The sequence below is a fragment of the Sediminibacillus halophilus genome, assembly GCF_900103695.1.
Lineage (GTDB): Bacteria > Bacillota > Bacilli > Bacillales > Amphibacillaceae > Sediminibacillus > Sediminibacillus halophilus.
The window spans coordinates 48,656-70,695 of the sequence record NZ_FNHF01000004.1; the positions used below are offsets into that span (position 1 = coordinate 48,656).

The window sequence follows — 22,040 nt, forward strand, 5'->3', positions numbered from 1 at the left end:
GTGTTGAGACGAAATGTCAAATGGAAAATTGCAATCCACGCCGGCCGCGATTGCCTGCTACCTGCATCACGCCAACTATTATCGTGTATTTTGATTCTCCTTAAACTTTTACGTTTTTATTCTACTTTGACAGCCAAAAAAAGTCATGATATGATTTTTAAACGTTAAATATATTTTTAATAAACTTAATGTAATTTAAAAATTGGAGTTGATAGTTGTGGACCTCAAACAACAACAATACATTAATGGCAAATGGGTGGATGCGAACGTAGGTAATACGCGGGATATTATTAATCCATTTAACCAGGAAATTATTGCAACGGTTCCCGAAGGGGATGAATCGGATGCGAAGGCAGCAATCGCTGCAGCAAGAGAAGCATTTGATCATGGTGAATGGTCGACTACCCCGGCAACGGAGCGTGGAGCGATCGTTAGAAAAATTGCTGAATTAATAGAAAGAGATAAAGAAGAACTTGCTACATTAGAATCGTTGGATACTGGTAAAACAGTAGAAGAAAGCCGCGGGGATATGGAGGACATTGCAGGCGTTTTTCGTTATTTTGCCGAGCTTGCTGATAAAGATGGAGGGGAGTTGATCGATTCTCCTATTCCTAACTCAATCAGCAAAGTAGTGCGCGAACCAGTTGGTGTCTGCGGCCAGATTACCCCTTGGAATTATCCATTGCTTCAAGCGTCCTGGAAACTGGCTCCAGCGCTTGCGACTGGAAACACATTAATTATGAAACCAAGTGAAATTACACCACTAACGACGATAAAAGTATTTGAATTAATCGAAGAAGCGGGAGTGCCTGCTGGCGTTGCCAACCTGGTACTTGGTGCTGGCAATACCGTGGGTGCCGAGCTGTCTGATAATACGGAGGTAGACCTTATTTCCTTTACAGGCGGAATTGTTACCGGCAAGAAAATCATGCAAGCGGCAAGCGTGAATGTGAAAAAGCTGGCCCTTGAACTTGGCGGGAAAAACCCGAATGTTGTTTTTGCTGATGCTGATTTCGATGTAGCAGTCGACCAGGCGTTAAATGGGGTCTTTTTCCACGCAGGACAAATCTGTTCCGCCGGTACTAGATTGATTGTTGAAGAAAGTATTCACGATGAGTTCGTACATGCGCTTGTTGAGCGGGTGAAAAAATTCAAGCTTGGCAACGGATTTGATGAGGATACGCAAATGGGTCCGCTTATTTCAGCGGAACATCTTGCAAAAGTAGAAAAATATGTAGAAACAGGTATCCAAGAAGGCGCTACGGTGGCAGTTGGCGGCAGCCGTCCGGCTGATCCAGAACTGCAAAATGGATTTTTCTATTTGCCTACCATTTTCACAGACTGCACCACAGACATGCGCATTGTCCAGGACGAAGCGTTTGGTCCTATTATTACGGTAGAGAAGTTCCGGACAGAGGAGGAAGCGGTAAAGCTTGCGAACGATTCGATCTACGGGCTTGCCGGCGGCGTTTGGACCAACGATATTGCCAAAGCGGAACGTTGTGTAGCAAAAATGCGCATGGGTACGGTTTGGATTAATGAATTCAACCTTTACTTCCCGCATGCCCCTTGGGGTGGATTTAAGCAGTCTGGAATTGGACGTGAACTAGGGAAGCTGGGGATGGAAGAATATACCGAAACAAAGCATATCTTTCAAAACCTTAAACCCGAATCGATTAACTGGTTCTAAGCTATCAATCTAGTATGACTTCCATGATTGGGGAGGGATATTTTACATCCCTCCAACTTAAAGCCTGAAGCTTCAATAAAAGAAGAAAGAAGTTGTGAGGAATTCCTTTCTTCTATTTTTAACACCTAAGGAGGAACAGAAGATGAACGAAACATACGACATTGTTATCGTTGGCGGCGGGAGTGCGGGTTCCGTGCTCGGCGACCGTCTAAGTGAAGATGGGAAAAAAAGTGTCCTTGTCTTAGAGGCCGGACGAAGTGATTATCCATGGGATCTATTGATCCAAATGCCGGCAGCTTTGCCGTTTCCAGCAGGCAAAAGCCTCTACGACTGGAAATACGAATCGGACCCTGAACCATATATGAATGGCCGTAGGATCAAGCATGCCCGTGGAAAGGTGCTCGGAGGCTCAAGTTCCATCAACGGCATGATTTATCAACGCGGAAATCCGATGGACTATGAACGCTGGGGAGCCGACGAAGGGATGGGGACATGGGATTTTGCCCACTGTCTGCCATATTTTAAACGCTTGGAAAATGCTTTGGGATCACCAGACGACGAGCTTCGCGGCCATGACGGGCCTATCAAACTGGAACGCGGACCAGCCAAAAATCCTTTGTTCCAAGCCTTCTTTAATGCAGGCGTAGAAGCCGGTTACTCTCGGACCCCTGATGTGAACGGTTTTCGCCAGGAGGGATTCGGGCCGTTTGATAAGCATGTTTATAAAGGTCAACGATTGTCAGCTTCCCGTGCCTATTTGCGCCCGGCAATGAAGCGTGAGAATTTGACGGTGAAGACACGTGCTTTTGTTACAAGTATCGACTTCGACGGGACTCGAGCTAAAGGGTTGACCTATCGACGCAACGGGAAGACACATCAAGTGAACGCAGGGGAAATCATTCTCGCAGGCGGCGCCATCAATACACCGCAGCTGCTTCAACTGTCGGGTGTGGGCGATGCCGAACATCTACGTTCTCTTGGCATTAAACCGGTAGTTGATCTTCCGGGAGTAGGGGAAAACCTCCAGGATCACCTTGAAGTCTATGTGCAACACGCTTGCTCGGAACCGGTTTCCGAACAGCCGAACTTGAATAAATTACGGATGCCTTGGATTGGTTTGCAATGGATGCTCGGACGCACCGGAGCGGCAGCGACCAATCATTTCGAAGGCGGAGGTTTCGTCCGTTCGAACGAAGATGTCGATTACCCGAATTTGATGTTCCACTTCCTTCCGGTAGCAGTCCGGTACGATGGACAAAAAGCGTCAACACCGCACGGATTCCAGGTTCATATTGGACCGATGTACTCTGATGCTCGTGGATCGTTAAAGATTCGTTCGAAAGATCCAAGAGAGCATCCGAGCATGGTTTATAACTATCTTTCTACGGAACAGGACAAGCGCGAGTGGGTGGAAGCAATCAGAATCACCCGTGAAATAATGTCTCAGCCAGCTATGAAGCCTTACAACGCAGGGGAGATCTCACCTGGACCTTCTGTTCGTACAGATGAAGAGATTTTGGAATGGGTGAGGAATGACGCTGAAACAGCTCTTCACCCGTCTTGCACAGCAAAGATGGGGCCAGCTTCTGATCCCATGTCTGTCGTGGACCCACAAACCATGAAAGTTCATGGCCTTGATAATGTACGAGTGGCAGATGCTTCGGCTATGCCTTATGTCACAAATGGCAATATCCATGCGCCAGTGTTGATGTTGGCGGAAAAAGCAGCGGACTTAATCCTCGGGCGTAAACCGCTAGACCCTATTCATGCGGATTATTATCGTCATGGAGTACATCCGGCCGATGCAGGCACCGTAACCCAATAATGCTTTTTAGGAGAAGGTCTCTTTCTGAATGTATTTGCCCGTCACAGCATACATTTTGATAGAGTGCCTTCTCTTTTATTTGGAAATAGTGTTAGATGGCATCGCCGTGCTTTAGCGATAAGAAAGTGCTGATGGACAGATTCCGTAAAGAAACGATGGGATTGAATCAGTTTGATACTCCATAAAAAATGTCCCCCCTTTATAAACAGAACCTGGAAGGCCTTGTAATGGCTTTCCAGGTTCTGTTTCGTGCTTATAAGGATTTTTTATCTCGTTTCCAGCTGATTTTCAGCTAATTTAGCTAAGTCCTGGGCATTCGTACTGATTTCTTCGACAGTGGAAGAAATCTCTGTAATTGCGGTTGCTTGTGTATCTGTCATTTTATGAATTCCGGAAAATGCTTCATCCAGTTTGGTAATCAGGTTTTGGATGTTTTTGGTGGCATCGTTGATTTTTTTGACGTTATCTTTTGAGTTAGTGGCAAGTTTCCGAATCTCCTCCGCCACCACGCCGAATCCTTTGCCTGCATCACCCGCACGTGCAGCTTCAATTGATGCATTCAGACCCAAAAGGTTGCTTTGTTCAGAAATGCCTTTGACTACCGTTGATATTTCGCCGATTTCATCTGTGCTTTCACTGACCTTTTTCACTTGGGTTGAAACATCTGTTACATGTTGGGCCAAATCATTTATGGAGCCAGTGATTTCCTGGATGGAAGCTGCCGACTGTTCTACAATTGCTAGAAGGCTTTCGGCAACTTCATGCAGTTTATTGGCTTTTTCCAGACTGGTTCCGATGCCTACGCCCCCAATAATTGTACCGTTTTCGTCGTGCAACGGAATGGCGCGGGCAATAAGCGGAAAGCCGAATAATTCTTTCGGCACAATTTCTGTTTTTGAACGGTTTTCCTTAATGGCATTGGTGATGATGTCACCCTCAGCAAGCGGATCACCGGGATTGACATTAAGGGAGAATGTTTCCCCGGGGATATTGATGATTAGTTTTTCCGTATCATAAATCCCGACCGTGATATCATCGTTTATCAATTGATTCAGGACCGGTGCCACTTTGATAAAGGCATTCAGAATTTCTGACTCTGTAGCTGTTTTAACGCTGCTCATAATTTTCCTCCTCGTTTAGTATGGAAACTGTCGCTGTCCATAATTGATCGAAATCCATTTTAGAGTTGTAAATTCCTCAAGACTCCATTCTCCGTTCAGCCGACCTAGACCGGATTGTTTTTCACCGCCGAATGCGACAATTGGTTCGTCATTGATCGTGATGTCGTTCACGTGAATCATGCCGGTATGAACCTGTTTTGCCAACTGGACACCTCGTTCTCCATCCCTGGTGTGCACTGCACCACTTAGACCAAAGTTAGTATCATTCGCAATCCGAATTACTTCTTCGTCCGTTTTAAACGTCATCACACTGACAACCGGGCCAAACATCTCCTCGCGGGCAATGTCCATATCTGAAGTGACACCTGTCAATATGGTTGGTTCTACTATGTTACCTGAAATATTTCCTTTTAGCAGCGGTTCGGCACCTTGTTCTATGCCTTTCTCGATGAGTGACTTGAGGGTTTGGGCTGCTCTTTCGTTCACGACAGGTCCTATAACGGTATCAGGATCTCGTGGATCGCCGGTTTTAAGGGAAGCGATTTTATCTCTGTATTTGCGAATAAATTCGTCATAAACAGATTGATGGACAATGATACGGTTTGCAGACATGCAGATCTGACCCTGATGGGTAAATCGACTGAACGCCGCTGCGTTCACCGCATAGTCGATATCGGCATCATCCAAAATGATAAATGCGCTATTTCCGCCTAATTCGAGCAGTGGTTTTTTAAAATGTTTTGCTGCCAATTGTGCGATATGTCTACCTACACCAGTGGAACCTGTAAAGGAGATAATCCTTGGAATAGGGTGTTCTACAAACGAATCGCCAATTTCACTAATGTCTGTGACCACTACATTGAATAGACCTTTGGGAATTCCAGCTTCTTCGAATATCTTCGCAATCAATGTACCACCGACGATTGGTGTTTCTTCGTGCGCTTTTAGAACAACGCCATTACCAGCGCCGATTGCTGGTGCAATTGATTTAATGGATAAGAAAAAAGGAAAGTTGAATGGGCTGATAACTCCAACTACACCTGCCGGCATTCGGTATAGGCGGTTCTCCTTCCCGTTTTCAACGGACGGCAGAATTTTGCCTTCCTTTTTTAGTGGAAAAGTTGCTGCTTCCTTGATCATGTTTTTCACAAGGCCTATTTCAAATGCTGCTTTTAATCGTGTACCACCAAGCTCATCGATAATGAGATTCGTGATTTCCTCTTCATGGGCATCAATATATGTTACAGCATTCTCGAGGATGTCCCGTTGTTTATATGGATTAATTTGATTCCATTCGTCCATAGCTGCCTGTGCTGCTGAATAGGCAGCATCCACATCCTCTGTCGAAGCCATTTTGAACTCTGTTATTACTTCGCCGTTGTATGGATTTATATCTTTCAATGTGCGGCTGCTTTTTCCATCAATCCATGTGCCGGCAATGTATTGTTTGTTGAGCGAGTTGATGTCTAACATGATATTCCCCCTGGTATGTAAAATGTAAATACCTTTCTAATATCGGTATGAATAGTCAATAAGTAAAGGGGTGTTTGTGAGGTAGCTTCGATCCTTTAGGAAAACCTATTCTGGTGAATCCACGGAACCTGATTGTATGGGCATTCATGAAAGCGAACGATGAAAAGACAACCTAACGATAGATCGTAAAAAGTGCAGAAAAAATCCCCACATTTGTGTGGGGGAGGGGGGTTCCTACCAGCGATAAACGCTTTCGCACGTATTGGCCTGGGGTTCATAATAACAATGTTGTTTAAATTGTCCCGTGAATGGCTGGCCGTACCACTCAGGAGGACATTCGCCATAAGGGTTGAAATACCAGAGGGCAAATTTGGAAGGGTGCTGTCTCCAAAAGTCCAACACTTGTCTGGCCAACCTTTTTTCTACACCTCTGGCTCTGTTATAAAAAACATTTCCCTTTTGCACAGCTTCGAACGAGTAGTTGCCACCTTGCACTTGAAAGATGACATCCCGTATCGATCGCAAATCTTCAAAATCCAGACAATTTGCTTTCAGCCGATTCACAATGACATTGCCCACCATCAGCATTCCTTGTTTTCCTTCCCCTTCAGCTTCAGCCCTCATCATCCTTGCGACAAGGTTGACATCGTTATCCGTATATTTTACTCTTGCCATTTTTGTATCACCTCTAAGAGCATTCTATGTAAAATGCCCATAAAGTTGCTTTTTACGTGAACAATATAGTGAAAGAGGATGAGTATGGCTGACTGGGCTGCTTATATACAAACAGTCGATGGTCGGATAATAGTTTGGGAAGCAGATAATTTCTCTTGATTACTTATTTTCTTTCCCTATTTCCGGAAGTACGGTTCTTGCTACTTTTTCATCCAATGCTTCATAATCGTAATACTTAATGGTGTCATATAGTTCTTGGCGTGACTGCATGTCTTCGAGTTTTTCCTTTTGTGTATCGTGATCCATAATCTCAGTAAAAACCCGCTCGTAAGCTTTGGCTGCCACGCGTAGGGACGTAACAGGATAAATGACCATGCTCATTCCGAATGAAAGGAAATCCGCCCCTGTAAAATAAGGGGTTTTTCCGAATTCGGTCATGTTGGCGAGCAGAGGGGCATTTATCGCTGATGATGCCAGTCGAAAGTCTTCTTCACTCGTTAACGCTTCAGGAAAGATGGCATTGGCTCCAGCTTCGACATACATGTTGGCCCGCTCGATGGCTTTTTCCATTCCTTCCACCGATTTTGCATCTGTCCGGGCTACGATGACAAGTGTAGGAGCGACTTCTCTGATTGTACGGATTTTCTGCATCATTTCATCTGGATCAATCAGTTTTTTTCCATTCAAGTGCCCGCATTTTTTAGGAAGCAGCTGATCCTCTATTTGTACGGCGGCAACACCGGCTTCGACCATTTCTCTTGCCGCCCGGGCTACGTTGATGACTCCTCCGTATCCCGTATCGATGTCCACGAGTAGAGGAAGATCTGAAGCACGGATAAGTTCTTGGGCTTTTTCGGCCATTTCATTTGAATAAATGAGTCCGAGATCAGGGAGAGCCCGGCTTGCCGTATAGGCGGCACCGGACAGATAAATGGCCTGGAAACCGACATCTCGGGCAATCTTGGCGGAAATCCCATCGTGAGCGCCAGGGATTTTTAGTAATTCTGGTTGGTTGATCAACTTTTTAAAGGTTTCTGCTCTTTCGGGCTGCGTTGATTTTGGTTCGACGATCCATGACATCTATAATTCCTCCTTCATTAAATGCGGAATAATTCCATGAACTGATTGACGGGTGTATCTGTCAATTCATCATAATTCTCGCACAATTCAAGAATTCTGTCGGCCTGGCGAAGTGGAAACCGTGTCTTTACATTGTGTTGGAACTTATCCAAAAGCAGCGGTATGCCTTCCTCACGGCGGCGTCTGTGTCCTATCGGGTATTCTACTGCTATTTGTTCGGTATGGGTCCCATCATTGAAGAACACTTGGACAGCATTGGCGATGGAGCGCTTATCCGGATCAAGGTAGTCTTTGCTGTATTGTTCATTCTCGGTTATCACCATCTTGTTTCTCAAGTGGTCGATTTCCGGATTGGAGGCTACCTCGTCTTCGTAGTGATCTGCATTCAATGACCCATAAAGCAAGCCGATAGCTGTAATGTATTGGATACAATGATCTCGGTCTGCCGGATTGTAAAGCGGCCCTTTTTTATCGATAATCCGAATAGCTGATTCGTGCGTTGTAATGGTTACTCGCTCGATGTCTTCGATCCTTCCACTAACCCGTTCATGGAGTTTGATTGCCGCTTCCGCTGCAGTTTGCGCATGGAATTCAGCAGGGAAGGATATTTTAAACAAAATGTTTTCTATCACATAGGAGCCAAATGGGCGTGCCAGGCTCAATTCTTTTCCGCCGAAGAGCACATCCTGGAATCCCCATCCTGGCGCGGAAAGGGCGGTCTTATAGCCCATTTCCCCGTTCATCGTCATCAAGGCAAGTCTTACCCCGCGGCTTGTCGCATCTCCGGCTGCCCACGATTTCCGTGATCCGGTGTTCGGTGCGTGCCGATAAGTCCGAAGGCTGGAATTATCGACCCATGCCTGTGACACCGCATTGATGACATCCTCTTTGCTGCCTCCCAGCATGGCGGTTACTACGGCGGTGGTGGCAACCTTGACGTAAAGCACATGGTCGAGCCCCTCGCGATTAAGACTGTTTTCCAAAGCCAGTATCCCTTGAATTTCATGGGCTTTAACGATGTTTTCCAAAACTGTGTCCATATGCAGCGGTCGTTTTCCTTCTGAACATCTTTTGCGACTGATATAATCGGAAATCGCTAAGATTCCTCCCAGGTTGTCGGAAGGATGTCCCCATTCTGCAGCAAGCCAAGTGTCATTGTAATCGAGCCAGCGAATCATGCATCCGATGTTGAAGGCCGCATGGACAGGGTCCAGTTCATGAGGTGTACCTGGAACACGTGAGCCATTTGGTACCACGGTGCCTGGTACGATAGGGCCTAGATGCTTGGTGCACTCAGGGTAACGTAAGGCCAAGAATCCACACCCAAGCGTATCCACCAATACATATTGTGCTGTTTTCAACGCTTCTTCGCTGGTGATTTTGCCATATACGGCATAATCGGCGATACGTTCTAATACTTGGTCAGCGGTTTGTGCCGATTTTACTTTCATTTCTGTCATTGTTAACGCCACCTTTTCATTATGTAATAGTCATAAAAAAGCCAGCCGGGATACCCCGGCAGTTTGTTTTTTTAAGGATGAAGTCCGCGCGGTCCAGTATAGAGAACTCTCGGTCTGAACAACTTATTGTTGGCATATTGCTCCGATACATGGGCGCACAATCCCAGCGTTCTGGCTGCAAAGAAAATCGGGGTGTATAAGTCGATCGGGATACCCAACAAGTAATAAACAGGGGCTGCATAATAGTCCAAATTCGGATAAAGCCCTTTTTCTTCCTTCATTAGTTGTTCCCCTGCCTCACACATTTCCATGAGGTCATTCCGGTTTTTCACTGCTGCAAGCTCGCGTAATGCTTCTTTCATCAGCAAAGCTCTCGGATCCATCTTTTTCATGTAGACACGGTGTCCGAAGCCCATCACCTTTTCTTTCTTTTTAAGCTTTTCATACAGTAGATGGCGGAATCCATCGGTTGTTTTTCCTTCCAACAGCATGTGCATAACAGCCTCGTTTGCTCCTCCGTGGAGGTTTCCTTTCAACGAAGCGACTGCTCCGGTAAGCGCTCCGTAAATGTCTGAATTCGTCGAAGCGATTACGCGTGCCGTAAAAGTAGAATTCGGCATTTCGTGTTCACTGTACACCATCAAAGATTGATCGAAATATGCAGCTTCTGTTGCGGTAGGCTTTTTACCTGTAATCATATGCAAGAAATTCTCACTGTACGACAGTTCCTGTCGCGGGGCTATCACTTTCTCGTCATAAAGAATGTGATAGCTGTTCGCCACGATGTTGGGAATTTTCGCCAACAAGCTGAGCGCAATTTGTTTGATTTGTTCTTCGCTCCGTCCGTTCAAATCCTGTTCATATCCAGCGAGAGCGGAAATCCCTGTCCGCAATGCATCCATCGGGTGTGTCTGTTTAGGCAGTTTGTGGAAAAGGGCGAAGAAATTATCTGGGAGGTCATATTCCTTTTTTAATTGTTGCTCAAGGGTGGAGCGTTCTTGTTGATCAGGTAGTTCTCCCTGCAGCAATAGCTGAACCAGATCCAGGTACTGCCTGCTTTTGGCAAGCTCGATAAGATCATATCCACGAAGAACAATTTCTTCCGCTTCGACATCCAAGTAAGAAAGCTGTGTTTCGGATGCAATCACCCCGTCCAAACCGGGTTTATAACTCGTTTTCTCTCGCATAAGACCCCTCCTAGTCGTATTAAAGCAAGCGCTTTCAATAAGTGGTAAAACGTTAAAATCCGCATGGCTGCCGACAGTCTCCGAAGCTTGAGAACCCATTCAATATGCAGTTTTACTTCTTAAATATAACAAATAGTTGGAAAGTAAACAATTTTTCTTTGAAAATGGGGGCACCCGTTTTGGCCATAGCTGACGCACTGTAACGACATACTTTTTGCCCGAAATGTTCAGAAAGTATGGAGTTTGTTTGTCCGAACTGTGGAGGTGAGCTTGTTAAAAGACGAGGGACTAACAAGTTGCTCAATCAATATATAATCCCAAAAATCAATAATAGGAGTACTATAAACAGTAAAAAAATGGACCAATTTTAAATATTGTAAAATAAGGTATAGATTTTTTTTGTTAAACTACTAGAATTATAAATGGAAGAAGAATTGGTTTTAGGGAGCTAACTATTAGTTGTGTCAAAAGAGTGCATAGGTATATGGCTGTAATTACTGTTTTGATTTTTTTCTATTTCATGAAACGGTCTACATTCCATGGTTGCTGGTGGTGAAATAATTACTTTTAGTGTACCTGCTCCTGAACCAGGGGAATCATACACCTATCTAGGTAAGCAATCTGGTCTTAGCTGGGATTACTTAATAACAAACCGTGCTCTGGGGTTATCTTTTGGTGGTTTAACTAAAAATGAACTTTCTTCCATTTTTGGTTTGGGGAGTTCATCTGCTTCCTATTTGTTATCTGGGTATGAACCTACTAAATATGCTAAGATATATGGGAAAATAGTTGAAGGTAATGCATATATCGCAACTTTTAAGACTAAATATGTTTGGTTTGAAGATAGTAAGTTTAATACTTACAAAACTACAACTACGCGAAGTAAACGTAAAACTTGTAGTGATTACACACCTTATTGTTGGAGATAAAGGAAAGTAGGTTTGTGGTATGAGTGGGACGGAAAATAAGATTCCAGGAATTAATGCAATTGTTGCCTTACTATTAATCATCCCCTTTTATTTTTTCAACATATCCATCCCTTTGTATTTTGTAGTGTATTTATCTTATTTGGTAGTAATAAACATTATTTTTTACAAAGCAAAGTTTCCAGTAATATTGAGTTATTTAGTTTTAATTGTCATTGGGCTCCTTATTTGGAAATTTAACTAAAAAAGATAGGTTGCGTAACTGCAATCTATCTTTTTTTAGTTTGTTAACGTAAGATCTATAGTTTGGCATTCAATTCTACGGTTACTCTATATACCTGGCCTGTTCCATAGCTTGCTCGAAAGCGAGGAAAACGTTAAATCCCGCTCAGCTAAATAGGCTGGTGTGCGCGCTGCAAAGGTGTTTCTTGGGTTTCTTTTCGAAGGCCGGAATATTTTCTTTCCTCACTGATCACGGACATTTTCTGTGTAGCAATTTGAATAAATAATCGAATTGTGAAACCTATTTTCTCGAATTTCGTAGAAGGTATTGTAATAAATAGAAAATTCTTAATATAGTGGGGAGGTGAAAGAATGGCAGTAAAACATACACCTACTGGCATTGTGCATAGTGGTACTAAAGGTGGTGTAACTGGATGTGGAAGTAGCACTCAAACAAATTCTCATCATTGGGTGAATACAAATTCTAGAATAACTTGTGATAAAAACGGTTGTAAAAACTAATTATGAAAAATGCAGGTAATCGTTAGAGTGATGAATGTTTGACCTGTTTAATCAAATGAATTCTTCTCATGTTACTACACATATGTGCCAAGTAGTACTTAATAAGAAAGCAGCCTATTATAGGCTAACGGTTAAAGTACGAGAGAAAATATAAAATAAAACCTTGTTTGGGGATGCAAATCAAACTAGATTTGCATCCCCTTTTTCTGGAAAGTATTTCTACTCTAATTTCAATCCGAGATATGCTTAGCTGGGCTCTACGATCCTTCATTTACAACGAATGTGGAAAAGAAAACAGTAAAATCACCAGCAGAAGAATTGGATATACTTACAAATCGTTTAATTTAAAAGATATAATTTACTTTAGACAGCTTTACTTAAAGGAGTGATGGACTATTTTTTAAAAAGGTAAGTGGAAAATAAATGTATAGAGATTGTGAAAAATTGTTCTTAATCTAGCTGGCAGATTTGTTGAATAAGAAATCACATAAGGCATTTACTTTTAAATAGATTAGACGTATAAGTGTCTAATAAAAAAGTAATGCAAAAGATTGAGATGAAGCACATTAGGTATTATTACAGGACATAAATAAAATTACGGAGGTATAGTTATGTGGTTAATGTTAGGGGGGATTGCTATAGTAACAACTTTTATAAATCTGTATATGTATAAAGCAGGAAAGGATTACAAGCTTGCTATGGCGATGGGATTATCATTTACAGCATTAACACTTTGTGCAGAGTACAGTCTTGTATCTCGGTGGGTAAAAGTGGAAGATTGGGCAGCTTTATTGGATGTAGTACCTGGTATGGAAAGGGCACTATGGGTTTTGACAATTGTTTCTATCTTACTAAATATAGCACCTATACTTTTAGAACGAAAAGGCAAAAAGTAATTATTTAATTGTCACTTCATTTATATAATATGCAATGATTGTGTAGGTCTTTATGTATAACAAACGGGTGCTTTAGTTGAAGAGGAAAAATTAAATAGCAAACTAAAACGCTCAGAAAATCTTCTGAGCGTTTTAGTTTGCTATTACTGCTAAATGGGGTTTGGAGTGTATGCGAATTATTGTGTTTTTTCTAAAGTTATCAGCATTTTTTCCTCCCCAAACTAAACCCGTTAATTACTATAGGAGTGCTTTCTAATGAAAGTTTTAACTACCTAGTTTGCATTCAGTCCTCCGGTTGCACTATATACATGGCCTGTTACATAGCTTGCTTGCTCGGAAGCGAGGAAAACGTAAATACCGCTCAGCTCAACAGGCTGGCCTGCGCGCTGCAAAGGTGTTTCCGGGGTTTCTTTTCCGAACTTCGGAATGTTTTCCTGTGGCTGGCCGCCGGATATTTGCAGGGCAGACCAGAATGGTCCGGGTGCTACGGAATTCACGCGTATCCCCCTGGAGGATAATTGTTTTGACATGGATTTTGTGAATCCTACAATTGCGCTTTTCGTTGCTGCATAATCCGGTAATAGTGGAGATGGATTATAAGCCTCTACCGAAGAGGTGGTGATGATCGAACTTCCTTCAGGCATATGAGGCAACGCTTCTTGTACCATCCAGTACATGGAAAACACATTGGTCTCGAATGTAGAAACGAGTTGCTCGGTGGTAAGATCAGCGATATCTTCCACTGCCTGTTGCTTCCCAGCTACAAGTACAAGGGCATCCAAACCACCTAGCTCTTTGACCGCATCTTGCACGAGACTGCGGCTAAATTCCTCTTCACGCAAGTCTCCAGGCAGCAAGATAGCTTTTCGTCCTTCTTGCTCGATTAATTCTTTTACCTCTTGGGCGTCGGGTTCTTCAACGGGAAGGTAGTTGATTGCTACGTCCGCACCTTCTCGTGCATATGCAATCGCTGCAGCACGGCCAATCCCGGAGTCGCCACCCGTAATCAACGCTTTTCTTCCTTTCAGTTGGCCGGAACCTTCATAGCTGTTTTCTCCACAGTCTGGAACAGGATCCATTTCTTTTTGAATACCTGGCGGGTTCTGATATTGTTTTGGAAAATCTTTATGATAATACTTTTCTATTGGGTTCTTAGGCATAAATAAAACCAACCTTTCTGAAATCTTGTAAGGACATGTAGGTGTCCTACCTCGTTCGCAGCAAGAATAAACATTGCCGGGACGAGCAAAGGGAAATTACCGCTCCAATCAAGAGGAAACGATCGAATGTTAAAAAGAAGTTGAAAGCGCATTCATTTTCTGGTACTGTAGAATTGTCGAAACGTTTCAACGATTTAAAGGGAAAGAACGGGAAGTTTAGGAATGGAAGGGGGAAAGGGTGTACTTTCTTTCAACTCAGAGCGTGCAAAAGTGGTAATCCAGCAGAAGCGGAGCAAAAGATGATTAGGAGAACTGGTAACAAAAGTGCTCAACAAAAGTCCGGATTTCTCAAGGCCCTTTACCCGATCTACAAGAAAATCAGCAGGCGACAATCCGGATAAAGGTATGTTATTGGAAAACGGTACAACGAAAAAAGTGCGTTCAAAGCTATTATATCGATGGTTTCATGACGGCATTGATTGAAACGTTTCAATCAGCGTTGAAGGGTTTATAACATATCAAAGGAGTGTGGAGATGTTGAAGAAGGGAAGTAAAGTCTTTCTGTTTGCAATAATCTTGGTTGGTGCTGCTTTTGTTTTGGGGGCGTGCTCCAATGCTTCCTCTAGTTCTGACGATACGCTTCAAGTATGGACGATGTCTGATGAATTGGAAGGGTTTGTAGAGGATTATGAAGCAGAACATGATATCGAGATAGAAGTACAAACAATTCCTTGGGAAAATGCACATGACAAGCTATTGACAGCAGTCGCCTCCGGGAAGGGTCCTGATGTGTTGCAAATCGGCACCACATGGGTCGCGGAATTTGCGGAAGCCGGCGCATTTTATGATATGTCGGAGGATATTGGCGACTATGAGAATTTAGATTTGAATAATTTTTTTGAAGGGGCTAGAGGGACAGCGGAATATGATGATCAAGTAATCGGGATTCCATGGTATGTGGATACGCGGGCCCTTTTTTATCGAACAGATATTTTAGAGGAAGTCGGCTATCCCGATGGCCCACAAACATGGGATGAAATGATCGATGCATCTCAAAAGCTTGCGGACAGAGGGGACGGTCAATATGCGATCGATTTACCCCGTACAGATCCGCAGTTCCCGTTTATGTTAGGTTGGCAGCAAGGTTGGACGTATGAAGTAGGCGAAGGCTCAGCAAACTTCGATGATCCTGCTTTTAAAGATGCGGTTGATATTTATACCACATTCTATGAAGAGGGTTATTCGCAACTGGAAGAAGGCAAGGAGATTATCCAGGCGTTCAGCGATGGGTCTAAACCAATGTTCTTCAGCGGTCCGTGGGATATCAAGACGATTAAGGATAACGGTGAAGATATTGAAGGAAAGTGGGATGTCGCGCTAATGCCAGAAGGTGAAACGAATAAATCGATGATGGGTGGGGCGCATTTGTCGATATTCCATAATTCAGAGAAGGTGGACGAAGCGCTTGATTTCATTAATTGGATGGCTGATACAGATACGCAATTGGCCTGGTATGAAACAATGAGCGAGCTTCCGGCCAATCAAGCGGCATGGGAAGATCCGATTTTAGCTGATGACCCGATGGTAAGTACCTTTGGAGAACAACTGAAGTCAACGGAACCACTGCCGCTAATCCCAGAGTACGAAAGAATGGGAAATGAACTGTTAGACACACTGGAACAGATTTACCGAGGCGGAGCAGATACAGACGAAGCACTAGCGAACTACCGGAAGGAAGTAGACGATATTTTGTCCGAATAGGATTTTCAGTAGAGAGGGGGCGGCTGCCCCTCTCTCCTTTTCTTATATGTTTACCACGATAACCGAATAAGAGGAGAATGGGAATGATAGAAGTAAAAGACGAAAAAATGATCATTGATGGAGAAGAGGTTATTCTCTTTGGAGGGGAGCTGCATTATTTTCGTGTGCCAAAGCCGGAATGGAGAAACCGCATCAGGCAAGCAAAAGAAGCAGGGCTGAATATGATCAGCACCTATATCCCCTGGGGAATTCATGAATATGAAGAAGGCAAAATCGACTTTTCGGGTACTTCGAGAGAGGAACTGGATCTTATTTCCTTTTTAAAAATCGTCAAGGAAGAAGAGATGTTTTGTTTGGTCCGTCCAGGCCCGTATGTGATGGCAGAGGTGATTGATCACGGAATTCCGACCTGGTTTATCGACCGTTATCCGGATGCTATGGCAAAAACCGAGGAAGGCAATATCCATCCGACCAGAGTAGTAAGCTACATGCACCCGACTTATTTAGCGAAAGTGCAAAACTGGTACAAGCATATTTGTCCGATTATCGAGAGATTTCAGTGGCATCACGGCGGACCCATTATCATGTTTCAATTAGACAATGAAGTCGGGATGTTTCACTGGGTCACGAACCAGGGAGATTTTAATTCGGTGACGCTGGACCTCTTCACGAACTATTTAGAAAACAAGTATACCTTAAGCGCGTTTAAGGAAACATTTCATGTCGAGGATGACAGGATTGCTGATTTTGTGAAAACAAAGGTACGACAGCCGCAACCCCACTACGGCGTGGCATTGAAAAACGAGTTGAGTTTATTTATGCGGGCGCATTACCGGCAGTACATCGAACATTTGAAAAAGCTTGCGGATAGTGAGGGCATCCAGGTGCCGTACGTAATAAACATTCATGGGTTCGATACCGTCGATCACTTGAAACGGGGGACAAAGTATCCTATCGGATTATCGCAATTAGTAGAGGTGGCCAAAATTGATGGGGTGATGGCGGCAGGTGATTACTATATCGGAAACATCGAATATGATAACTTTGTTGACATTGTCCTGGCGAATGCGTTTACCAAATCCATTCAATGGAAAGAGCAGCCTCTGTTTTCCGCTGAATTCCAAGGAGGCAGCATTCCCGATCGACCGAGGCTGCAGCCAAGTACATTCGACTTAACGACTCGTCTTTGCATTGCCAACGGGATGAATGCGGCAAACTATTATATGTTTGTCGGCGGCGAGAATTTTGGAGGAATCGGGATACTGGGCAGGCGTCATGAATGGCAGGCCCCTTTAACAATGATGGGGGAGAAACGGGCACACTATCACGTGATCGAGCATCTGGGGCGTATGCTGCAGGTTTATCAGCAGCCATTGGCAAGTTCAAAGCCGGATATCCATACCCACCTTGCCTTCTACCCAGATTACTTCATGACCGAATTCAGCAATCAATTCACGGCTGAATGGGATGAATCGTTACAACAGGAAAGAGAAGCCAATCTCTTTAATGGGCTGGCAAAAGGGCTGCGCGTGAACAACATTGTCTATGATGGCTTCAACCTATTAAAAGACGGCAATATAAATGTAGCAGAAATTCCTTCCCTGTGGGTGTTTGCCCATGAGCGGATGGACGGAAAAGTCCAGAGCAAGCTGATGGATTATATCGAAGCTGGCGGCAATCTCGTCTTGTTCCCGGTCATCCCGACTAAGGATATGAACGGGGATCCGTGCACCGTGTTGAAAGACTACATGGATGTGGATGTGAAAGGGACCGAAGCTGGCGGGTTTGTGCAGGTAGACGATGTGGACAATGTGAAAATCGACCGCATGGAAATGTATGACATACAGGAAGGCGCCTTCGCCTGGGCTGAAAACGAGGAAAAGTCTGTGGTCGCATTTGAGAAGCGCCTGGGAAAAGGAAAGCTAGTAATGTTCGGCATCAGCATGGAGCTTGACTATCAATATAAAAAGGAAGTATACAAAAATCTAGCGGCAAAGATCGATGTGAAAAGTCGTTTCCATGTCGAGTCGGAAGTGGATGTTTCGGCGAGAATTAATGGCCGGGATGGAATGTTTGTATTCCTTAACAACTTTGATGAATACGACAAGGATACAACGGTCGTTTATCAAGACAACCAGTTGTTCGACGGAAAAGCAATAACGATCCCTGGCAAAAGCGGTCTCCTGTTACCAATCAATGTGCAACTGCGCGAGGATTTATCGATTCGGTATGGAACAGCGGAAATCGTCGAGCTGACAGAGTCCGATCAAAAACTGTCGATGGTGATCAGGAGAAGACAAAGCGAGGACGAAATCATGCTTCACTCGAAAAACTGGCGCCCCAAACAAAGTGGGAATATTCAGGTCGTTGATATGAGGGCGGAAGAATACCATGTTCTTATTGACTCGCCGGAAGAATATGAAACGATAGAATTTTTACCAGTGTAAGATGTTCTTTGGATGTTTCAGGTTATCTTTCTTGGTTTTCTGGTAAGTATGCATGCTTGCACAAATTCCGGCAGAACAGGAGGCACGGCTTCGGTCAGCACATTCACTAGCCACCCACGTAAAGAATAGTGGATTCCAGAAGCGGGACATCGTTCATGCTATGTATAGTAGTTGGTTACCATCTGATAGTTGTTGAAAGGGAGGACAAGTCTATGAAAATACTCTATATCGATATCGATGCTTTGCGTCCTGATCATTTAGGGTGTTATGGCTATCACCGTAATACCTCGCCAAACATCGACCGTATCGCAGAAAAAGGCGTCCGTTTTACCAATCATTATGCCTCCGATGTACCGTGCGCCCCGTCACGCTCTGCTTTGTTCAGTTCGCAGTTCGGAATCCATAATGGAGTCGTCAACCACGGGGGATTGCAAGCGGATATGCGTCCGATCGGAAAAGACAGACCATTCAATTTTCATGACTCGCAGCACCAGACATGGGTGGATACGCTTCGAAGCAAAAACATGCATACGGCGATTATCAGTCCGTTTCCCGGCCGGCACGATGCCTGGCACATTTTACGCGGATTTCTGGAAACACATGATACAGGAAAACATGCGGGAGAAACAGCGGATGATGTAACAAAAGAGGCGCTGGACTGGTTGGAATCCCGCGGAATGGATAAGGAGGATTGGTTCTTATACCTCAACGTTTGGGACCCGCATACTCCTTATCGAACACCGGCATCGTATGGGAATCCATTTGAAAAGGAGCCAGTACCTGAATGGCTTACCGAAGAAAGGATTGCCGAGCATCGTGCCGGTTTTGGCCCCTATAGTGCCCGGGATTTACCGCCAGTAAGACAATGGCCGGGGATTCCGGAAGAAATTCACGATCGTAATGATTTCAAGGCATGGATAGATGGGTATGATACCGCCATCCGTTACGTAGATGAACATATAGGAAAAATCATCGATCAGTTGGAAAAACAAGAAATCCTGGAAGAAACAATCATCATCATTTCTGCTGATCACGGGGAAAACCAGGGGGAATTGAATGTTTATGGCGACCACCAGTTAGCCGATCATGTCACTTGCCGTATCCCTTTTATCATATCTGGACCAGGTATTATCCAAGGTCAAGTTGATGAGGACTTGCATTATCAAATCGATGTCGGACCGACGCTGGCAAAACTTGCTGGCGGAGAGCAGCGTGAAAAGTGGGATGGGCGAAGTTTTTTGCCCGCCATTATTGAAGGAAAATCGTCGGGGAGGCCACATTTGGTTGTTAGTCAGTGTGCTTGGAGCTGTCAGCGAGGCGTGCGTTTCGATCATTGGATGTTTATCCGTACGTATCATGACGGATTAAAGGAACTTCCTGATTTCATGTTGTTTGATATTGAAAAGGATCCGCACGAAACCAATAACCTGATAGACGAACACCCTGAGGTGGTGGCGAAAGGTCTGCGCATCCTGGATGAGTGGGTGACAGAACAGATGAAGACATCTGATTCACCCGTCGATCCGATGTGGAGTGTGATTCATGAAGGTGGTCCGTTTCATACAAGAGATGACATGGATTTGGACCGATATTTACAAAAGTTGTATAGTGAAGGCAGAAATGAGGCAGCCGCCAGATTGGAACAGCGTTATCGATAAGAAAAGTCATAAACCATGCTAGAAGGGCGCTGTCCATCACAGAGCAAAAAGAAATCGAGCTTGCATGTACAAGCTCGATTTTCCCTTTACCCATTAAACTTTTTAAATGCCAGCACGGCATTATGCCCGCCAAAACCAAAACCGTTGGAAATGGCATGGTTTATCTCTGTTTGGACGGCTTGATTTGGTACATAGTCCAAGTCGCATTCCTTGTCCGGTGTTTCATAATTAATAGTCGGCGGAGCGGTGTCTTCCAGGATGCTTTTCAGCGTGATGACTGCTTCGAGCCCGCCTGCCGCACCGAACAGATGTCCAGTCATCGATTTCGTCGAACTAACCTTCAGGTCGTAAGCATGCGAACCGAACACGCTTTTAATCGCGTTTGTTTCCGACTTGTCTCCATCCGGCGTGCTTGTTCCGTGGGCATTGATGTAATCAACAGCCGTCGGTCCGATATTTGCCATGTTCAAAGCAAGTTTCATGGCGCTGGCAGCACCCTCGAAATCAGGAGCGGTAATATGATGAGCATCCGTGGTCGAACCATACCCGACAATTTCCCCCAAGATGGAAGCCCCTCTTGCTTTGGCATGCTCATATTCCTCCAAAAACAAAATACCTGATCCTTCTGACATAACAAACCCGTCCCGTCCGCTGTCAAAAGGGCGGCTGGCTTGCTCCGGAGAATCATTGAAGGTGGACATGGCCCTCATTTTTGAAAACCCTGCAAAAGCTACCGGAGTGATAGAAGCCTCTGCACCGCCGGCAAGAATTCCATCTGAGTAGCCGTGTTTGATATTCAAATATGCTTCGCCGATGGCCTGGTTCCCTGTGGCACAAGCTGAGACAGGGGAGAAGCTTGGGCCTTTGAAACCATTTTTGATAGAAAGGATTCCTGAAGCCATATTGCTGATCATCATCGGCACCATAAACGGCGAAACTCGCTTCGGCCCTTTGTCGAGAAATACTTTGTGTTGTTCCAGCGTAGTATGGATGCCGCCGATGCCGGATCCGACATAAACACCGAGTCTTTCCTTGTTTGCTGTTTCCAAATCCAAGCTGGATTGAGCCAAAGCTTGTTGAGCTGCGGCAACCGCATATTGTATGAATAAGTCATACTTACTTATTTCTTTTTTCTCGAGATATTGCGTGGCGTCGAAATCGGTAATATAACCGGCGATTTGCGTATTTATATTTTCATAGCCATCCGCTTCGATTCTTTTAATACCTGACTTCCCTTGTTTCACATTGTCCCAGAGCGCCTCGACAGTGTTCCCGAGAGGCGAGACAACTCCATATCCTGTTACTACTACTCTTCTGGTCATATCCATGTATCTCCTTAATCACATTTTAATAGTTTATTGAACGCTGTCCATACCTTTGAAAAAAAGGCATCTCCCAGGACACGCTGGTATTGCAGGCCGCCTTTCGCACTAGTGATGAGGAGGGCTGCTAATCCTTCTAAGTCATCCATCGCTTTTAAGCCGCCATCCTGTTTTGCATCCTCGAGCAACTCTGTCAATATCCGAACTTCCCTTTGACTGATCTGGCGGACTTTTTCCTGCATGGTTCCAGGCAAGTCATTATAATCTGCCTGTAAGGCGGAAATCGGACAAACCGCATGCCGATCAACTTGAGCCGCTCTTTTGGAGAGGAAGACCAACGGTTTGTCGGTGGTTTTTATCGTTTCTTGTTTGATGTCGGAGTATGTTTGTTCAAGTGTTTCCTCCAGATAAGTACAGACGGCGACACCCAAATCTCCCTTCTTTTCAAAATGATAATGAATACCCGCCTTAGTGATACCGAGCTCTTTCGCTAAATCATCATAGCTGAAAGCCAGAAAGCCCTTTTCTTTTATAAACTTCATCGTTAATAAAATGATTTGTTTTTTTTTCTTTGTCATGGCAACACACTAACTTACTAATAGGTAAGTTGTCAAC

General features: G+C 44.3%; 17 protein-coding genes and 1 pseudogene. 9 read left to right on the top strand and 9 right to left on the bottom strand.

Annotated features, from left to right (window positions below):
• Window positions 1–217: 217 nt before the first annotated feature.
• Together betB and betA are read left to right on the top strand one after the other, a co-directional pair.
• Entirely contained in the window at window positions 218–1,690 is a 1,473-nt protein-coding gene (betB, locus tag BLR82_RS14165; protein ID WP_074600139.1) for a betaine-aldehyde dehydrogenase, read from the top strand.
• Window positions 1,691–1,832: 142 nt separating this feature from the next.
• Window positions 1,833–3,515 carry a choline dehydrogenase gene (gene betA, locus BLR82_RS14170; RefSeq protein WP_074600140.1) on the top strand — a complete coding sequence of 561 codons (1,683 nt, stop codon included), beginning with the start codon at window positions 1,833–1,835 and terminating at the stop codon, window positions 3,513–3,515.
• Window positions 3,516–3,781: 266 nt separating this feature from the next.
• Here the strand turns inward: betA and BLR82_RS14175 are convergent, their stop codons facing one another.
• From BLR82_RS14175 to mmgD, 6 genes are all read right to left on the bottom strand, one after another.
• Complete coding sequence (locus BLR82_RS14175; protein WP_074600141.1) at window positions 3,782–4,636, bottom strand: methyl-accepting chemotaxis protein; 855 nt, start codon at window positions 4,634–4,636, stop codon at window positions 3,782–3,784.
• Window positions 4,637–4,651: 15 nt separating this feature from the next.
• Window positions 4,652–6,109 (bottom strand): aldehyde dehydrogenase family protein, encoded by a 1,458-nt coding sequence (locus tag BLR82_RS14180; protein ID WP_074600142.1) that lies wholly within the window; start codon window positions 6,107–6,109, stop codon window positions 4,652–4,654.
• 234 nt (window positions 6,110–6,343) lie between these two features.
• A complete protein-coding gene (locus BLR82_RS14185) occupies window positions 6,344–6,784 on the bottom strand; it encodes a cell wall hydrolase (RefSeq protein ID WP_074600143.1) in 441 nt (146 codons plus the stop codon).
• A 159-nt stretch (window positions 6,785–6,943) separates the two neighbouring features.
• Window positions 6,944–7,864 carry a methylisocitrate lyase gene (gene prpB, locus BLR82_RS14190; RefSeq protein ID WP_074600144.1) on the bottom strand — a complete coding sequence of 307 codons (921 nt, stop codon included), beginning with the start codon at window positions 7,862–7,864 and terminating at the stop codon, window positions 6,944–6,946.
• A gap of 17 nt (window positions 7,865–7,881) precedes the next feature.
• Window positions 7,882–9,324 (bottom strand): bifunctional 2-methylcitrate dehydratase/aconitate hydratase, encoded by a 1,443-nt coding sequence (locus tag BLR82_RS14195; RefSeq protein WP_425440905.1) that lies wholly within the window; start codon window positions 9,322–9,324, stop codon window positions 7,882–7,884.
• Between the two features lie 71 nt (window positions 9,325–9,395).
• Window positions 9,396–10,511 (bottom strand): citrate synthase, encoded by a 1,116-nt coding sequence (mmgD, locus tag BLR82_RS14200; RefSeq protein ID WP_074600145.1) that lies wholly within the window; start codon window positions 10,509–10,511, stop codon window positions 9,396–9,398.
• Window positions 10,512–10,726: 215 nt separating this feature from the next.
• Between mmgD and BLR82_RS20625 the strand changes: the two are divergent.
• From BLR82_RS20625 to BLR82_RS14215, 4 genes and pseudogenes are all read left to right on the top strand, one after another.
• Window positions 10,727–10,882, top strand: a pseudogene (locus BLR82_RS20625) (DUF1272 domain-containing protein); the annotation flags it as partial.
• Window positions 10,883–11,050: 168 nt separating this feature from the next.
• Window positions 11,051–11,440, top strand: coding sequence for a hypothetical protein (locus BLR82_RS20830; RefSeq protein ID WP_139186974.1), 390 nt, complete (start codon window positions 11,051–11,053; stop codon window positions 11,438–11,440).
• Between the two features lie 591 nt (window positions 11,441–12,031).
• Window positions 12,032–12,181: a hypothetical protein gene (locus tag BLR82_RS21100; protein WP_175486820.1), complete on the top strand. Its 150-nt coding sequence runs from the start codon at window positions 12,032–12,034 to the stop codon at window positions 12,179–12,181.
• 611 nt (window positions 12,182–12,792) lie between these two features.
• Window positions 12,793–13,077, top strand: coding sequence for a hypothetical protein (locus tag BLR82_RS14215; protein ID WP_074600147.1), 285 nt, complete (start codon window positions 12,793–12,795; stop codon window positions 13,075–13,077).
• Window positions 13,078–13,349: 272 nt separating this feature from the next.
• Here the strand turns inward: BLR82_RS14215 and BLR82_RS14220 are convergent, their stop codons facing one another.
• A complete protein-coding gene (locus tag BLR82_RS14220; RefSeq protein WP_074600148.1) occupies window positions 13,350–14,237 on the bottom strand; it encodes an SDR family oxidoreductase in 888 nt (295 codons plus the stop codon).
• Window positions 14,238–14,771: 534 nt separating this feature from the next.
• Between BLR82_RS14220 and BLR82_RS14230 the strand changes: the two genes are divergently transcribed.
• The 3 genes from BLR82_RS14230 to BLR82_RS14240 all read left to right on the top strand — a co-directional run bounded on the left by BLR82_RS14230 (window position 14,772) and on the right by BLR82_RS14240 (window position 20,103).
• On the top strand, window positions 14,772–15,998 hold the full coding sequence (locus BLR82_RS14230) for a sugar ABC transporter substrate-binding protein (protein ID WP_074600150.1): 1,227 nt from the start codon (window positions 14,772–14,774) through the stop codon (window positions 15,996–15,998).
• An 83-nt stretch (window positions 15,999–16,081) separates the two neighbouring features.
• Entirely contained in the window at window positions 16,082–18,445 is a 2,364-nt protein-coding gene (locus tag BLR82_RS14235) for a beta-galactosidase (RefSeq protein ID WP_074600151.1), read from the top strand.
• A gap of 212 nt (window positions 18,446–18,657) precedes the next feature.
• On the top strand, window positions 18,658–20,103 hold the full coding sequence (locus tag BLR82_RS14240) for a sulfatase family protein (protein ID WP_074600152.1): 1,446 nt from the start codon (window positions 18,658–18,660) through the stop codon (window positions 20,101–20,103).
• A gap of 86 nt (window positions 20,104–20,189) precedes the next feature.
• On the opposite strand, the gene fabF is transcribed toward BLR82_RS14240, so the two are convergent.
• A complete protein-coding gene (fabF, locus tag BLR82_RS14245) occupies window positions 20,190–21,425 on the bottom strand; it encodes a beta-ketoacyl-ACP synthase II (protein WP_074600153.1) in 1,236 nt (411 codons plus the stop codon).
• A gap of 14 nt (window positions 21,426–21,439) precedes the next feature.
• On the bottom strand, window positions 21,440–22,003 hold the full coding sequence (locus BLR82_RS14250; protein ID WP_074600154.1) for a TetR/AcrR family transcriptional regulator: 564 nt from the start codon (window positions 22,001–22,003) through the stop codon (window positions 21,440–21,442).
• Window positions 22,004–22,040: the final 37 nt, after the last annotated feature.

Excerpts from the sequence above, each read along its gene's own strand:
- betA (WP_074600140.1), top strand. The coding sequence starts at position 1,833 with ATGAACGAAACATACGACATTGTTATCGTTGGCGGCGGGAGTGCGGGT.
- BLR82_RS14175 (WP_074600141.1), bottom strand. The coding sequence starts at position 4,636 with ATGAGCAGCGTTAAAACAGCTACAGAGTCAGAAATTCTGAATGCCTTT.
- BLR82_RS14180 (WP_074600142.1), bottom strand. The coding sequence starts at position 6,109 with ATGTTAGACATCAACTCGCTCAACAAACAATACATTGCCGGCACATGG.
- BLR82_RS14185 (WP_074600143.1), bottom strand. The coding sequence starts at position 6,784 with ATGGCAAGAGTAAAATATACGGATAACGATGTCAACCTTGTCGCAAGG.
- prpB (WP_074600144.1), bottom strand. The coding sequence starts at position 7,864 with ATGTCATGGATCGTCGAACCAAAATCAACGCAGCCCGAAAGAGCAGAA.
- BLR82_RS14195 (WP_425440905.1), bottom strand. The coding sequence starts at position 9,324 with ATGACAGAAATGAAAGTAAAATCGGCACAAACCGCTGACCAAGTATTA.
- mmgD (WP_074600145.1), bottom strand. The coding sequence starts at position 10,511 with ATGCGAGAGAAAACGAGTTATAAACCCGGTTTGGACGGGGTGATTGCA.
- BLR82_RS20830 (WP_139186974.1), top strand. The coding sequence starts at position 11,051 with ATGGTTGCTGGTGGTGAAATAATTACTTTTAGTGTACCTGCTCCTGAA.
- BLR82_RS21100 (WP_175486820.1), top strand. The coding sequence starts at position 12,032 with ATGGCAGTAAAACATACACCTACTGGCATTGTGCATAGTGGTACTAAA.
- BLR82_RS14215 (WP_074600147.1), top strand. The coding sequence starts at position 12,793 with ATGTGGTTAATGTTAGGGGGGATTGCTATAGTAACAACTTTTATAAAT.
- BLR82_RS14220 (WP_074600148.1), bottom strand. The coding sequence starts at position 14,237 with ATGCCTAAGAACCCAATAGAAAAGTATTATCATAAAGATTTTCCAAAA.
- BLR82_RS14230 (WP_074600150.1), top strand. The coding sequence starts at position 14,772 with ATGTTGAAGAAGGGAAGTAAAGTCTTTCTGTTTGCAATAATCTTGGTT.
- BLR82_RS14235 (WP_074600151.1), top strand. The coding sequence starts at position 16,082 with ATGATAGAAGTAAAAGACGAAAAAATGATCATTGATGGAGAAGAGGTT.
- BLR82_RS14240 (WP_074600152.1), top strand. The coding sequence starts at position 18,658 with ATGAAAATACTCTATATCGATATCGATGCTTTGCGTCCTGATCATTTA.
- fabF (WP_074600153.1), bottom strand. The coding sequence starts at position 21,425 with ATGACCAGAAGAGTAGTAGTAACAGGATATGGAGTTGTCTCGCCTCTC.
- BLR82_RS14250 (WP_074600154.1), bottom strand. The coding sequence starts at position 22,003 with ATGACAAAGAAAAAAAAACAAATCATTTTATTAACGATGAAGTTTATA.